The sequence below is a fragment of the Pseudomonas sp. B21-040 genome, from assembly GCF_024748695.1.
Classification (GTDB): domain Bacteria; phylum Pseudomonadota; class Gammaproteobacteria; order Pseudomonadales; family Pseudomonadaceae; genus Aquipseudomonas.
The window spans coordinates 3,169,260-3,183,454 of the sequence record NZ_CP087176.1; the positions used below are offsets into that span (position 1 = coordinate 3,169,260).

Below are 14,195 nucleotides of genomic sequence, written 5' to 3' on the forward strand. Positions count from 1 at the left end.
AGGGTGGCAAGGGCAGTGCTTTGCCGGACTTCCCTGGTGACCTACTCATCATGGGGGGGGGGTGAATCAGAGGGGCTTAGTAGGCTCTGTGGGTTGGTGTTGATCCCGCGCCGTGAGCGCCCGGGCACCGAGTCATTCCTTCAAGGAGTTTCCACCATGAGAAGCATAACAATCACAAAACCTCGCTTCGTGAAGTTGAGCGCGGGCCTGACGTTGGCAGCCTTGTCCGTTGCGGCCGCTGCCCAGGCTGCACCACCGCCGATGAACCCTTATCTGGCCAACACCTATAACAATCAGGCGCATTGGAACAGCGCGCAGACTGACAGCACCGAGATTGCGGTGCCGCATGGTTCCTACGAATTGACCCCGGAGTCGGTGACCTACTTCCCGAGTGAAGCAGGCGGTATGCCGCACTTCGACGACAAGGTCGCCGACGTTGACGTGACGTGGTGGTGGTCCGGCCTGGGCCTGCGCAAATACCAGAAAATCGATGGCAAGCTGGTTGAGGTGGCGCGTGTCGATATGCCACTTAATTTGCCCAGCTTTCAGAAACTTGGCGACGAGGAGCGTCTCAAGCAGACCCAGGACGTCAAACGGTTCCTGGATGCCAAGGACGAGAAAGGCCTGCTCGATTACATGCGCGCACAGCCCAACCGGATGCTCACCAGCATCACTGACCAGCTTCGTGGCGGGGCGCTCTATTCGGTGTTGACCCGTGAGGATGCTTTCATTGGTGCCGGTGGCCGGCAGATTTTCCGCATTGATCAAGTCGATTGGAAAAAACCAGGATCGGGCATGGTCGCTCCATTGGTCAAGGTGCTGCCGGAGACACTGTACGACAACGAAAAAGTTAAGCGTGGCACTGACTTCCCTGCCGACTTCAATTTCGGCATGGGCATGACCTTCAACGGCTTTCTGGTCCTTAATACCGTTGGCGGCAAGGTGATCACCCTCAATCCGAAAACCCTGGAGGTGGTCGACACCTATGCCGTCGAGGGGCAGGACGAGTTGTTTCTCAACGCCTTTGCCAGCGGTGATGAGGCGGGCGGCGGCGCGGTCTATGTCGCGTCGAATCAGAACATGTACCGGTTGGTGGTGGACGCCAACGGCAAGATTCACAGCGATGAAGCCAGTGGTGCCTGGAAAGCCGCCTATGACCGAGGCATTCGCGTCTCGGCCCCGAAAATCGCCGATGGCACGGGCTCCACTCCCACGTTGATGGGCTTCGGGCCTGACGAAGACAAGCTGGTAGTCATCACCGACGGCGCGCAAAAAATGCGCATGGTGGCTTTCTGGCGCGACCAGATGCCTGCTGACTGGAAGCAGAAGCCCGGAACGCTGTCGGCACGCATTGCTGATCAGCGGGAGGTGAACATGGGCCCGGACAGCAAGATCGTGCAGTCCGAGCAGTCGGTGTCCGCGTATGGCGACTATGCCTTCGTAGTGAATAACCTGGTCAGCAAGGATGCGCCGTATCTGGCGCGTGATCATTTCTACGTGAGCATCCTGAACGGTGCCACCCGTCCAGGGCCCAAAGGCGTCGCCATGTTGAAGTGGGACCACAAGACCGATACGTGGAAACAGTTGTGGATGCGCAACGACGTATCGTCGATCTCGTCCGTGCCGATGATCAGTGGCGGCGGCCGTATGGCGATCATTGACGGTTACTTCACGCGCAACTGGAACGACCGTTATCACATCGGGATGGACCTCGACACGGGTAAAACCGTATTGACGGTCCACACCGGCAGCGACCCTCGCTTCAATGGCATGTACTCGTCCGTCAAAGTCAACGAAGACGGTGCCATTGAGTACGGCATGGCCTTCGGCCTGGTGCGTCTGGATACCACCAAAATGAAGAAAGTCGATTTCAACGACAGCGGCGTGCAGTCAGTGTCCAGCGCCGACCTGAAGGGTCGTAACGACCCACAATGAGAAGGTAAATCCTCCAATGAGCAAGATTGAACTACCCGAAGTGGTGCGACTGCGCGAAATCCTCGCTAGGCAGCGCACGGCTTACCTGTCCAACGACATCTGGACCGCCGAACAACGCTGCGAATTGTTCAACCGCCTTATCGGCATGCTGGTTGAGTACAAACAGGAAATCGTTGAAGCCACTGCGGCCGACTTCGGCCATCGCAGCCACGACCTGACGCGCATCATCGACGTGTTGGGCCCACTCTCGTCACTGAAGAAAACCAGGGCCAGAATTGCCGAGTGGATGCAGCCCGAGCAACGCGTTGCCGACCGTGGCGAGGCCTGGATTCAGTACCAGCCGCTAGGCGTGGTGGGCATCGTGACTGCCTGGAATTTTCCGGTGGGCATGGTGATCCAGGGGCTGGCCAGCGCCTTGTCGGCCGGTAACCGGGCGATGGTCAAGGTCTCTGAGTTGAATCCCAAGTGTGCCGAACTGATGCAGCGTATGTTCAGCGCCACCTTCGCCGAGGATGAAATCGCCATCGTCACCGGGGATGCCGAAGTCGGTCAGGCGTTCTGCAGCCTGCCATTCGACCATCTGCTGTTCACCGGTGCGAGCAGCATTGGCAAGAATGTGATGCGCGCCGCTGCCGAGAACCTGGTGCCGGTCACCCTGGAGCTGGGTGGCAAGTCGCCCACCATCGTGTCGCGCTCCGCCGATCTGAAGGCTGCCGCGAGCAAGATCATGGCCGGCAAGCTGTTGAATGCCGGGCAGGTCTGCCTGGCACCGGATCATGTGTTTGTTCCCGAGGAGTCGATGGAGGCGTTCATTGTGCACGCCAAAGCGGCGGTCGCGAGACTTTACCCGAGCCTCAAGGACAATCCGGACTACACCTGCGTGATCAACGCCCGTCACTTCGCACGCCTGCAGGGTTATCTGGATGAGGCCCGTACGGCTGGCGTCGAGTTGATCGAAGTGAATCCGGCGGATGAAGATTTCTCCGACCAGCCTCATCACAAGATGATCCCGACCTTGCTGTGTAATCCGGGTGATGAACTGAAGATCATGCAGGACGAAATCTTCGGTCCGCTGTTGCCGATCAAGCCTTACAAGGACATGCGCGAGGTGGTGGGATACATCAACGCTCATCCGCGTCCGCTGGGCCTGTACTACTTTGGCAGCGATGTGGTCGAGGAGCAGTTTGTCCTCGAACGCACGGTCTCGGGTGGGGTGACAATCAATAACGTGGCGCTTCACGCCAGTGTCGACAGCCTGCCGTTTGGCGGGGTTGGCAACAGTGGCATGGGCAGCTATCTGGGGCACCAGGGTTTTATTACATTCAGCCATCCCAAGCCAATACTGCGTGCAGCAGAGGGGCCGGACATCACCCGTCCACCCTTCACCGAGCAAGTGCGGCAGATGATTGATGCGATGATCAAGCGATAAGCCTTGAAGGAATAGCGCTCACCGGTGAGAACCGGTGGGCGTTTTTTATAGCCCAGAATTAATCGCTGGGCAGGGTTAGCAGGGTCTCGATCAGTCTGCGCAGTTGCTTGTGCACCCGTGCCGGGTCCGCCGTCGATGGATCGAGTAACAGCTGGAGCATCATGCCGCGCATCGTTCCAATCAACAGCGTGGCGGCTGCCAGCGGATCGGTGCCAACATGGATTTCGCCGTTGGCGATGCCGATGTTCACCTGCTTTGCCAGGGTCATTCGTACCGAGTTGTTGTACTCGGCCAGTATCGCCCCAGATTCCGATTCGAGCGTCACGCCCTCGGCCATAAGCGCCAGCAAGGCACGGGCGTTGGTCCATTCGGCGTCGTCACGCAGGAAGTACGCATCGATGTACCCAAGCAAGGTGCCCAGCCCGGGTTGACGCTGGGGCGCCTTGTCATCGATGACTTCCATGAACCGGGTATTCACGAACCCGGCCAACGCACGTAACAGCCTGGCTTTGGTGCCGAAGTGATGCGCCGCCAGTCCGCGGCTGTAACCCGCCTGTAGACCGACCTCGGCCAGGGTGATGCCGATCCAGCCCTTGCGGGCGACGATCTGGCGTGCGGCTTCCAGCATTCTTTGTTCGGCTTCGGCGCGTCGTTCCACTTGGGTTCGACGGGGGCTGTTGGGTGTGCTTGGGTCGGGAGTGTCCATAGACGAAATATCAGTCACCGGTGAATTCAGGATCGCGACGCTCGCGCATCGCCTTGTTGCCCTCGGCAAAGTCGCTGGTGAGGACTTGCCACTCTTGTTCGCTGGCCTCGCGATCGATGATTGCCTCCACTGAATAGGCGAGGCCGGCACGCAGTGTTTGGCGACTCGACATGACGGCAAGCGGTGCACTCATGGCGATTTCTTCAGCCAGGGCACGAGCCGCCTGGCGCTCCTGGCCCGGCTCGGCGAGCACGTCCGCCAAGCCAATACGTACCGCTTGCGCGCCGTCGATACGGCGGCCGGTGGCGATCAACAGTGAGGCCATCTGGATGCCGACGACGCGCGGCAGCGTAACAGAAATGCCGAACCCCTGGTGCATGCCCAGGCGGTTGAAATTTGCCGAGAAACGGGCCTTCTCGCTGGTGACACGGTAGTCGCCCACCAGTGCCAAACCCAGGCCTCCGCCGACGGCGGCGCCTTCCACCACGACAATCAGTGGCTTGGCCGTGCGAAACAGGCGCACGGCGTGTGTGTACAGCTGACGAGGGCGAATTTTTTCCCCGTTCTCCGCCAGTCCCGTGAAGTCTGCGCCCGCGCAGAACGTCTTGCCTTCGGCCTGCAGGATAACGACGCGGCAGGCCGGCAATTGATCCAGATGCGCCAATGCCGCCAGCAGATCCATGATCAGTTCCTGATCGAAGAAGTTCAGCGGCGGTCGGCTGAACTCAAGTGTGGCGACATGCCCTTGCAGTTCCAGGGTCAAGCCGCGGCCGGGAGTAAAGGGGGCGAGGGTAGTCATCTGAGGCTCCGTAGGAGAAGGGAAATTGACTGGATCGATGGCGCTTGATCCTGTGACGAGAATGCTGGTAGCTTATTTACTTATTGGCTGACCAGCAAGTGTGTTGGTCGACCGTAACTCAACACCAAATGAGCAGACCCCCCATGCAGGCACTCGATATCAAGCCCTGTAGGCTAGACGCCAAGGCGCAAGCGTTACGCGCAGAGGTTCGTGCGTTTCTCGCCGAAGAGTTGAAGCACTATTCACCGGCCGAGCGTGCCAAAGGTCTCGTCGGCCTTGTTCCGGAATTCACCCGCAAGCTCGGTGAGCGCGGCTGGCTGGGCATGACCTGGCCCGCGCGCTATGGCGGTCACGAACGCAGTGCGCTGGAGCGCTACGTGGTTCTGGAAGAACTGCTGGCGGCAGGCGCACCGGTTGGGGCGCACTGGGTCGCCGAACGTCAGAGCGGTCCGTTGCTGATCAAGTTTTCTCCGGAAGTTTTGGCACCGCAGATCGTTCCCGGCATCACCTGCGGCGAGATACTTATGGCAATCGGCATGAGCGAGCCCGACGTCGGTTCCGACCTGGCGTCGGTGCGCACCCGTGCGGAAAAAACCGAAGGTGGCTGGATCGTCAACGGCAGCAAAGTCTGGACATCAGGCGCCCACCTGGCCCACTACATGATTACGCTGCTGCGGACCGGACCGAAGGAGGAGAGCAATCGGCGCGCGGGGCTGTCGCAATTGCTGATCGACCTCAAGGCTCCCGGTGTGACCGTGCGCCCGATCTACAACATGCTCGGCGAGCATGACTTCAACGAAGTGTTCCTGGAAAACGTCTTCGTTCCCGATGATTTCGTCATTGGGCAGTTGGGCAATGGCTGGCAGCAGGTCACCGCGGAGCTTGCGTTGGAACGCAGCGGTCCGGAGCGTTACCTGAGCAGCACCCAGTTGTATCTCGCCATGCTGGACGAGGCCGACCCGCAAGATAGCCGGCACGCAGTCGGCCTGGGTCGTCTGGCAGCGCGTTACGCGACGTTGCGGCAGATGTCGCTGGGCGTCGCCGGCATGCTCGCCCGTGGCGAAAACCCGGCCATCCCGGCGACGGTGGTCAAGGACCAAGGGGCCTTGCTCGAACAGGCGATTCCTGACGTCGCTCACGACCTGTTCGGCGATCAGCGCGAGCCAGGCTCCGACCTCGACCAAGCGATGCGATTCCTGACTCAGAGTGCACCGTCCTTCTCCTTGCGTGGCGGCACTCGTGAAATTCTGCGCGGCATTATTGCCGGGGGTCTTGGACTGCGATGAACACAGCAATCAATAACCAGGGTGCGGACGATGGCACCCCTTCGGATTTGCAAACCATGATCGCCGACAGCGTCGAGCGTCTGTTTGCCAAACACGTCACCCGTGAATTGCTCGAGCGCTTCGATGCTGGCCACCGCGCAGATGCGTTATGGCAGCAGGTCGTCGACAACGGTCTGCCCGGTGCGCTGGTACCGGAAAGCGCTGGGGGGAGTGGTGCCAACTGGCTCGACGCCAGCCCGGTTTTGCGCGCCATTGGTTACTGGCAGGCGCCCCTGCCACTGGCGGAAACCATGCTCGCGGCAGCACTGCTGGCGCACGCCGGGATGGAAGTGCCAGAAGGTTCGATCACCCTGATTCAAGCCGGCCGACTGGGCGATCTACGACTTGATCAAGAGGGGGGGCACCTCGAGGGCCGAGCCGTCAACGTGCCCTGGGCCCGTACATGTCGCTGGGCGGTTGTTGCCGATGGCCAACGCCTGGCGCTGGTTGACCTGCGCCAGGCAGCCGTGACCCTGGCAGCCGGTAGCAATTTTGCCGATGAAGAGCGCGACACCCTGGTGTTCGCCAACGCCAGCAGTCAGGCTACCGGTCATCTGCAACTGGCCGATCTGCCCGAGCCGATATGGCATCTCGGTGCATTGGTGCGCGCTTGCACGCTGGTGGGCACGCTTGAAGCCGCCGTCGATAAGGCCGTGTTGTACGCCAATGAACGCGTGCAATTTGGCAAGCCGATCAGCAAGCAACAGGTCCTCCAGCAATACCTGGCTCAAATGGCCGGTGCCACAGGCGCGGCGCGGATGGCGGTGCAAGTTGCCTTGCGTAGCGCGAGCGATCTGTTCCTCGGGGCCGCCGGCAATCACAGCACCCTGGCATTCGACATCGCGGTGGCCAAGGTGTGTGCCGGCGAAGCCGCAACGCTGGCCGCGTCCGTGGCCCATCAGGTGCACGGCGCTATCGGTTTTACCCATGAACACACACTGCATTTTGCGACGCGTCGCCTGTGGGCCTGGCGTGACGAGTTCGGCAGCGATGCCCATTGGGCCAAGGTGCTCGGCAAGGCGGCGATTGCCGCGGGTTCCGAGGGGTTCTGGGTAGGGTTGACCGATCGAAGTTTGTGAAGTGCCGGCTTATTCAGTCATCGCGTGAATGGACTGACCATTCACGCCCACAAAACAATAATGTTTACCGAGGTACATCATGAAAGCTGCCGTTTTCCATACACCGGGCTCCCCTTTGACGATCGAGGACGTCGGAATCAGCAAGCCGGGTCCGCGTGAAGTGCTGGTCCGCACGGTCGCTGTCGGTGTCTGTCACTCAGACCTGCACGTCGTCGACGGGATGTACCCACATCCCGCACCGGTGGTTCTCGGCCACGAGGCTGCCGGTATCGTCGAACAGGTGGGCTCGGACGTGCGCACCGTCAAACCTGGGGATCATGTGGTCACGTGCCTGTCAGTCTATTGCGGCCACTGCGCGCATTGCGTCACCGGCCACTTGTCGCTGTGCGTATCGCCGGAAACACGTCGCGGCAAAGGTGATGAGCCACGCCTGACGTACGTGCAAAAACCCATGCCGCAATTTGCCAACCTGTCCGCCTATGCCGAACAGATGTTGGTTCACGAGCATGCGCTGGTTGCCATTCGCCGTGACATGCCGCTGGACCGCGCCGCACTGCTCGGCTGCGCCGTGACCACTGGGACCGGTGCAGTGTTCAACACCGCCAAAGTACGTCCCGGCGAAACCGTGGCGGTGCTGGGCTGCGGCGGCATCGGCCTGGCCGCGATCAATGGCGCGGTGCTGGCCGGTGCCGGTCGCATCATCGCCATCGACATGGTGGACTCCAAGCTGGAATTGGCCCGGCAGTTTGGCGCTACCGATGTCATCAACGCCAAGCAGGGCGAAACGGTCCAGCAGGTGGTGGAGCTGACCCGGGGCGGTGTGGATCATTCGTTCGAATGCATCGGCCTCAAGCAGACCGCGGAGCAGGCGTTCGGCATGCTCAAACGCGGCGGTTGCGCCACGATCATTGGCATGATGAAACCTGGCATCAAGCTCGAAATCGACCCTTTCCAGCTCCTGCAAGCGCGCCGCATCCAAGGGTCGATCATGGGCTCTAACCGCTTTCCGGTCGATCTGCCGAGCTTGACCGATTTCTACATGCAGGGCCGACTCAAACTCGACGAGATGATTTCGCAGCGCATCAAACTGGAGGATATCAATGTTGCCTTCGACGAAATGCGTCGTGGCGAGTTGGCGCGTTCGGTGATCGTCTTCGATCAATGAGATTTGGCTGAGTGGTCGGGGCAGGGCGCGTAGACGCGGTTACCGCCCGACTCCGACTAGCAAACCAAAAACGGACGAGAGAAGAGGATACCCATGCTTGGCGACATTAAAATTGTAGAAATCTGCGGCATCGGTCCCGGACCGTTTTGTGCCATGCATCTGGCAGATCTCGGGGCGCAAGTCATCGCCGTTGAGCGTGGCGAAACTACCTATGTTACAGGCGAGAAGAAAGCCTCGACGAATACGATGAATCGTGGCAAGCGCTCTGTCGTAGTCGATCTGAAAACGCTCGAGGGGCGTGAGACTGTGCTGAAGTTGATCGAAAATGCGGACGCGTTAATCGAAGGGATGCGCCCCGGGGTGATGGAGCGTCTAGGGCTTGGTCCAGAGGTGTTGCTGGCCCGTAATCCGAGGTTGGTTTACGGGCGTATGACAGGCTGGGGGCAGAGTGGCCCGATGGCTCATGCGGCAGGCCACGACAACAACTATATCTCGCTGTCCGGAGCGATGTATTACTGCGGAACAGAGGGAGAAGCGCCGTCTTCCCCTATCACGCTAATCGGCGACATCGGTGGCGGGGCACTCTATCTCGCGGTGGGTCTACTGGCCGGCATCCTCAATGCGCGCACTACAGGAAACGGCACAGTGGTGGATGCCGCGATCGTCGACGGATCGGCGCACATGATGCAGTTGCTGATGTCGATGGCTTCCCGTGGTGGTATCCAGGAGCAGCGAGGCAAGAGCATGCACGATGGCTCCCATTTCTACGCTACTTATCGTTGCGCCGACAACCACTACATTACCCTGGGGGCGATGGAACCCCAGTTTTATGCACTATTACTGGAAAAACTAGGCCTGGTCGATGACCCTCGCTTCGCCAAACAATGGGATAAAGGGCACTGGAGCGAAATGCGCTCGGCGTTCGAACAAATCTTTATTGGCCGTACTCGCGAGCACTGGTGCGAGCTGTTCGAAGGCACAGACGTATGTTTTGCTCCGGTACTCGGCCCGCATGAGTCTGTCGAGCATCCGCACATGGTCGCGCGAGGTGTGTATTTCGAGCGTGATGGCATGTTGCAGGCCCACCCCGCACCACGCTTTGATAGCCAAGTGGTGACGCCGGGCCCTACACCGACCCGTGGCGAAAATACAGAACAAGTCAAAGCGGCACTCGATGCGAATGGCGAGGGGCTTTGGTCTTGAAGCCTCAAAAGCAGCCAACCATCGATTAAAAAAGCTGGAAACCTCAATTGGTCTACCGTGAATCATGGTGGCTGTAGGGCACCTGTCTGGTCGCATTGACCCTAATGATTTTTAGTTAGTGCTGCCATACAGGGTTGGTGGTTAACCTCGACTAAGGCGTATGGGAGCAGTCAATATGACCCGCAAACACAAATGGCTACCGCGATTGGCCTTGGTGGCAATCTCGGTGATGGCGATTTCGGCTACTGCCGGAGCCGCTGAAAAACCCAACATCCTCGTGATCTTCGGTGATGACATCGGCCAGACCAACATCAGCGCCTACTCCATGGGCGTGGTCGGCTACAAGACTCCGAATATCGACCGTATCGCCAAAGAAGGCATGCTGTTCACTGATTACTACGCGGAGAACAGTTGCACCGCTGGACGTTCTTCGTTCATTACCGGTCAGACGCCGCTGCGTACAGGCCTATCCAAAGTGGGCATGCCAGGTGCGCCTGTGGGCCTGCAAAAACGTGACATCACCATTGCCCAAGCCCTTAAATCCCAAGGTTATGCGACTGGCCAATTCGGCAAGAACCACCTAGGTGACCGGGACGAATACTTGCCCACCGCCCACGGGTTCGACGAGTTTTTCGGCAACCTGTACCACCTCAATGCCGAAGAAGAACCCGAACGCCCCTACTGGCCAAAAGACGATCCTGATTTCCTCAAGAGTTACGCGCCGCGCGGTGTGATCCATAGCTTCGCCGACGGCAAGATTGAAGACACTGGAGCCCTCACCGCTAAGCGCATGGAGACTATCGACGACGAAACCACCGCAGCGGCGCAAGCGTTCATCGAGAAACAGGTGAAGGCGGACAAACCGTTCTTTGTCTGGATGAACACCACCCGGATGCACGCATTCACCCATGTGCGCGATTCGATGAGAGGCCAAAGCGGAATGCCCGGTAATGAGTACGCCGACGGCATGGTTGAGCATGACAATGATGTTGGCAAGCTGCTGAAAACCCTCGACGATCTGAAAATTGCTGACAACACCGTCGTGGTTTACACCACCGACAACGGCCCGAATCAGTTTTCATGGCCAGACGCGGCGACCACGCCGTTTCGCAACGAGAAGGACTCCAACTGGGAAGGCGCATTTCGGGTGCCTGCGATGATCCGCTGGCCGGGCAAGATCAAGGCCGGTGAGGTGTCTAATGATATGTTCTCGGGCATGGACTGGTTTCCGACCTTGTTGGCGGCCGCTGGCGACGCAGACGTCAAGGACAAGCTACTCAAGGGGTGGGCTCCGACTGCCGGTGGAGCCAGCTTCAAGGTGCACCTCGACGGTTATAATCAACTACCGTACCTGACCAGCCAGCAACCAACCGGCGCACGGCACGAGTTCTACTACTTCAACGATGACGGGGTGCTGGTGTCCATGCGCTTCGACAATTGGAAAGTGGTGTTCTGTGAGCAACAACAGCCAGGCGGTTTCCGGGTCTGGAGCGAGCCCTTCGTCTGCCTGCGGGTACCGAAGATTCTCAACCTGCGCATGGACCCCTACGAGCGTGCAGATGTGGTGTCCGACCAGTATTACGATTGGTCGAGCAAGAACATTTATCTCGCTGCGGTAGCGGTGAGCAAAGCCGCGAAGTTCCTGCAAACTTTCATCGACTATCCGCCAAGTCAAAAACCGGCCAGTTTCAGCATTGACCAGATTCGTGCTGCCGTGGATGCGAAAATTGCCGAGAAGATGAAGAATCAACCTGCACAGTAAGTCCGCCCGACCGCCGCTCGTTTCACCGGCGAGCGGCACCCGGTCCACGTCCCCAAGCTGCTTCCAGCTAGCCCAGTAACTCTGTGAAAGAACATTGGGCCTTTAATGCATAACGGCTTTAGGGCATTTAAAGCTCAAATGATTGATTCGCCGTCAAATATCGAATAAGCAATCTGCCAGGCGCGAGGAGGCGAGCAGTTCAGTTTTACTGGGTTGCGCGGGCGATGAGGATAGATTATGACGGTACCCATTAGCGATTCGTCGTGTCTGAACGTACCTCTATCGACCGCATTCGGCCGTGTCTTCGATCTGATGTATTCAACTCAGACGAATTAACTGAATAGGGTGTTTTTTGCTTATTGCGACGGGCAAAAAAAGATCAAAAGCACTCTTTCGAAATCGGATTTTTTTTTCGAACCTATTGGGAGCGACTCAGCTTGGGATGACGTCACGACGCTAGAAAACCTTCAGCGAGAAACAGAGTCGCGTCGCTGGCCCCTCAGCCCCAATGTTAGAATTTTGTTTTGAAAAAGGAGTTTCATCTGTGGAGGCTGGAAAAAAGAGTTGCCCCATTGCGCGGAAGTCATCATGACTGATGCCATCTTATGCAAACACTGCCAATTGGACCTCAGGCAAAAAACACGAATCTCACCTGGGTGGCCACGACCAACAGAAAAAAGTTTTGGCCTGTGCAGCAAGATCGCTGCAGGCATCTTATCGCCATCGCCTTGTACGTGGCGTTCGGTTTTTATGTCAGTAACACATCGGAAAACAAGGAAAGAATACAGGCCCGAGAAGCCGCCGAACGATGCCGCGAGGCAGTCGACAGCTACTCAGGTCCGGAAGTCGGGAAAAATATCGTCGCAGACGTGTGTCGAAAGCTGGAGGACGAATTGCGCGAGAGTTTGAACCACGCGCCATAAGAAAAGTCGATTACGAAGCCCGCCATTGAGCGGGCTTTTGGCCTTTTGGCCTTTTGGCATCAGACAGAAATCGGCCAAAAACAGACACCCTGCTTCGACCCACTTCCCGGTAAACAGAGCCAAACGAACAGCCCGCCCCATAAAAACCGCGCCCAATAGCTGATTGAGTCTTTTGGCAATGTTGGCATTGCTTGCCAGCTTACTCCCGACCTTGCTGGCCAAGAGAATCACTGCAACATTCACGATCAGTCCTATGGCATTTAAAATGGTCGCAAATGCCCACATTTGTACGACAGCGAGCCTTTAGTCGGGTCCACAAATTGTGGAAACAAGGCCAGTACAAACAGCGCCATTTTTGGGTTCAACAGATTCGTCACCAGGCTTTGTCGAAAAATGCGCAACAGCGGCGTGGGCGGCAAGGCTTCATCGGGTGCCAGGGGTGATGAGCTGCTGGTAAGAGCTTTCCAGGCAAGAAATGCCAGGTACGCCGCACCGGCAAATCTGACGAGGTCGTAAGCCGCAGGTACAGCGGTCATCAACTGCGACAGTCCGAGTGCTGCGGCTAATGCGTGGCAATAAGTGCCTGCCTGAATACCTGCAAGTGAAACAAAACCCGACGCTCGACCTTGGTTCAGACTCCGCGAAGCGATCAACAGCATGTCAGGGCCAGGCGTCAGTGTGAGCGCAACGCAAGCGCTTGCGAAAGTAATGCTACAGAAACGTCAATCATAAAATGCCTCAGGCTCTTATTGTTAAAGTCACCTTGCAGGCGAATGACTACATTCTACAGAAGGTTCACAACAGCCCATAACCGTAGGCATGCTACTTTCAACGAATTGCGGTCGCTAGCGAAAGGCATCAATGGTCTAGGCTGTGTGAAAACGCCATTGATTGTCTAACCTTCAGATCGTCGAAATCGTATCGGGGGCGATCATTAAGCGATTCATCGAAGGTGGAGGCTCGGACACAAGTGACGTTGCTGCCTGAGTGCCTGGACGATTACGTTGCTGAGGAAAAACCAGTGCGAGTGGTCGACGTTTTCGTCGATAAACTCGCCCTGGGTGCACTTGGGTTTTGAAGGTATTGATCCTGCTGCAACGGGGCGTCCGGCCTACCATCCCGCGATGTTGCTGAAAATCTATATCTACGGCTATCTCAATCGGATTCAGTCCAGTCACAGGCTTGCACGTGAGGCTCAGCGCAACGTCGAGTTGATGTGGCTGACGGGGCGCTTGGCTCCTGACTTCAAAACCATCGCCGACTTTCCCAAAGACAACGGCAAAGCCATTCGCAGCGTCTGCCGTCAGTTCGTAGTGCTTTATCGCAACCTCAATCTTTTCTCTGCATCGCTCATCGCCATCGATGGCAGCAAGTTCAAAGCAGACAACAATCGTGACCGTACCTTCACCCAGGGCAAAGTGAAGGCACGCATGCATGCAGCAGATCGAACAGAGCATTGACCGGTATCTGGCGGCGATGGATTCGGCGGATCGGGCAACGCCCGAAGTGGCCGAGGCCAAGGCCGAGCGGCTGAAAGAAAAAATCGAAACGCTGAAAAAGCAGATGCAGAAACTCAAGGATATCGAGGCACAGCTCCACGACAGTCCAGACCTGCAAATCTCCCTCACAGACCCAGATGAACGCTCAATGGCCTCGAGCGGACGAGGCACCGGAACGGTTGGCTATAACGTCCAAACAGCTGTCGACGACAAGCACCATTTGATCGTTGCCCATGAGGTGACCAATGTTAGTAATGATCGTGGGCAACTGTGCAATATGGCGAACCAGGCGCGTGATGAAATCGAGGCTGAATCGCTAACGGTGGTGGCCGACCGAGGCTATTCACACAGCCTGAACCCCTAGCACACG

The 14,195-nt window shown here is 57.9% G+C and carries 11 protein-coding genes and 1 pseudogene; 8 read left to right on the plus strand and 4 right to left on the minus strand.

Features of this window, described 5'->3' with window-relative positions; all coding sequences use genetic code 11:
- Nucleotides 1-156 precede the first annotated feature (156 nt).
- Together LOY55_RS14690 and LOY55_RS14695 are read left to right on the plus strand one after the other, a co-directional pair.
- Nucleotides 157-1,935, plus strand: a complete 1,779-nt coding sequence (locus LOY55_RS14690) for a hypothetical protein (RefSeq protein WP_258668229.1) — start codon at nt 157-159, stop codon at nt 1,933-1,935.
- Nucleotides 1,936-1,951: 16 nt separating this feature from the next.
- On the plus strand, nt 1,952-3,364 hold the full coding sequence (locus tag LOY55_RS14695) for a coniferyl aldehyde dehydrogenase (RefSeq protein ID WP_258668230.1): 1,413 nt from the start codon (nt 1,952-1,954) through the stop codon (nt 3,362-3,364).
- A 58-nt stretch (nt 3,365-3,422) separates the two neighbouring features.
- Here LOY55_RS14695 and LOY55_RS14700 read toward each other — a convergent pair whose 3' ends face one another.
- Both LOY55_RS14700 and LOY55_RS14705 read right to left on the minus strand, forming a co-directional pair.
- Nucleotides 3,423-4,070: a TetR/AcrR family transcriptional regulator gene (locus LOY55_RS14700; protein WP_258668231.1), complete on the minus strand. Its 648-nt coding sequence runs from the start codon at nt 4,068-4,070 to the stop codon at nt 3,423-3,425.
- A gap of 10 nt (nt 4,071-4,080) precedes the next feature.
- Nucleotides 4,081-4,869 carry an enoyl-CoA hydratase/isomerase family protein gene (locus LOY55_RS14705; RefSeq protein ID WP_258668232.1) on the minus strand — a complete coding sequence of 263 codons (789 nt, stop codon included), beginning with the start codon at nt 4,867-4,869 and terminating at the stop codon, nt 4,081-4,083.
- Between the two features lie 143 nt (nt 4,870-5,012).
- On the opposite strand from LOY55_RS14705, the gene LOY55_RS14710 reads away from it, so the two are divergent.
- The 5 genes from LOY55_RS14710 (at nt 5,013) to LOY55_RS14730 (ending at nt 11,403) form a co-directional block, all read left to right on the plus strand.
- Entirely contained in the window at nt 5,013-6,155 is a 1,143-nt protein-coding gene (locus LOY55_RS14710) for an acyl-CoA dehydrogenase family protein (protein WP_258668233.1), read from the plus strand.
- Entirely contained in the window at nt 6,152-7,273 is a 1,122-nt protein-coding gene (locus tag LOY55_RS14715) for an acyl-CoA dehydrogenase (RefSeq protein ID WP_258668234.1), read from the plus strand. The genes LOY55_RS14710 and LOY55_RS14715 overlap by 4 nt, the downstream gene beginning before the upstream one ends.
- A 79-nt stretch (nt 7,274-7,352) precedes the next feature.
- Nucleotides 7,353-8,438, plus strand: coding sequence for a Zn-dependent alcohol dehydrogenase (locus LOY55_RS14720; protein ID WP_258668235.1), 1,086 nt, complete (start codon nt 7,353-7,355; stop codon nt 8,436-8,438).
- Between the two features lie 93 nt (nt 8,439-8,531).
- Entirely contained in the window at nt 8,532-9,641 is a 1,110-nt protein-coding gene (locus tag LOY55_RS14725; RefSeq protein WP_258668236.1) for a CaiB/BaiF CoA-transferase family protein, read from the plus strand.
- Nucleotides 9,642-9,816: 175 nt separating this feature from the next.
- Nucleotides 9,817-11,403, plus strand: coding sequence for an arylsulfatase (locus LOY55_RS14730; RefSeq protein WP_258668237.1), 1,587 nt, complete (start codon nt 9,817-9,819; stop codon nt 11,401-11,403).
- Between the two features lie 833 nt (nt 11,404-12,236).
- Here the strand turns inward: LOY55_RS14730 and LOY55_RS14735 are convergent.
- Nucleotides 12,237-12,569, minus strand: a complete 333-nt coding sequence (locus tag LOY55_RS14735) for a hypothetical protein (RefSeq protein WP_258668238.1) — start codon at nt 12,567-12,569, stop codon at nt 12,237-12,239.
- Between the two features lie 17 nt (nt 12,570-12,586).
- Nucleotides 12,587-12,985 carry a LysE family translocator gene (locus tag LOY55_RS14740; protein ID WP_258668239.1) on the minus strand — a complete coding sequence of 133 codons (399 nt, stop codon included), beginning with the start codon at nt 12,983-12,985 and terminating at the stop codon, nt 12,587-12,589.
- Nucleotides 12,986-13,259: 274 nt separating this feature from the next.
- Between LOY55_RS14740 and LOY55_RS14745 the strand changes: the two are divergent.
- Nucleotides 13,260-14,168: pseudogene (locus LOY55_RS14745) on the plus strand (transposase); the annotation flags it as partial.
- Between the last annotated feature and the right edge of the window lie 27 nt (nt 14,169-14,195).

What these genes read in the sequence shown, in the direction of transcription:
- LOY55_RS14690 (WP_258668229.1), top strand. Translation starts at nt 157, where the DNA reads ATGAGAAGCATAACAATCACAAAACCTCGCTTCGTGAAGTTGAGCGCG.
- LOY55_RS14695 (WP_258668230.1), top strand. Translation starts at nt 1,952, where the DNA reads ATGAGCAAGATTGAACTACCCGAAGTGGTGCGACTGCGCGAAATCCTC.
- LOY55_RS14700 (WP_258668231.1), bottom strand. Translation starts at nt 4,070, where the DNA reads ATGGACACTCCCGACCCAAGCACACCCAACAGCCCCCGTCGAACCCAA.
- LOY55_RS14705 (WP_258668232.1), bottom strand. Translation starts at nt 4,869, where the DNA reads ATGACTACCCTCGCCCCCTTTACTCCCGGCCGCGGCTTGACCCTGGAA.
- LOY55_RS14710 (WP_258668233.1), top strand. Translation starts at nt 5,013, where the DNA reads ATGCAGGCACTCGATATCAAGCCCTGTAGGCTAGACGCCAAGGCGCAA.
- LOY55_RS14715 (WP_258668234.1), top strand. Translation starts at nt 6,152, where the DNA reads ATGAACACAGCAATCAATAACCAGGGTGCGGACGATGGCACCCCTTCG.
- LOY55_RS14720 (WP_258668235.1), top strand. Translation starts at nt 7,353, where the DNA reads ATGAAAGCTGCCGTTTTCCATACACCGGGCTCCCCTTTGACGATCGAG.
- LOY55_RS14725 (WP_258668236.1), top strand. Translation starts at nt 8,532, where the DNA reads ATGCTTGGCGACATTAAAATTGTAGAAATCTGCGGCATCGGTCCCGGA.
- LOY55_RS14730 (WP_258668237.1), top strand. Translation starts at nt 9,817, where the DNA reads ATGACCCGCAAACACAAATGGCTACCGCGATTGGCCTTGGTGGCAATC.
- LOY55_RS14740 (WP_258668239.1), bottom strand. Translation starts at nt 12,985, where the DNA reads ATGCTGTTGATCGCTTCGCGGAGTCTGAACCAAGGTCGAGCGTCGGGT.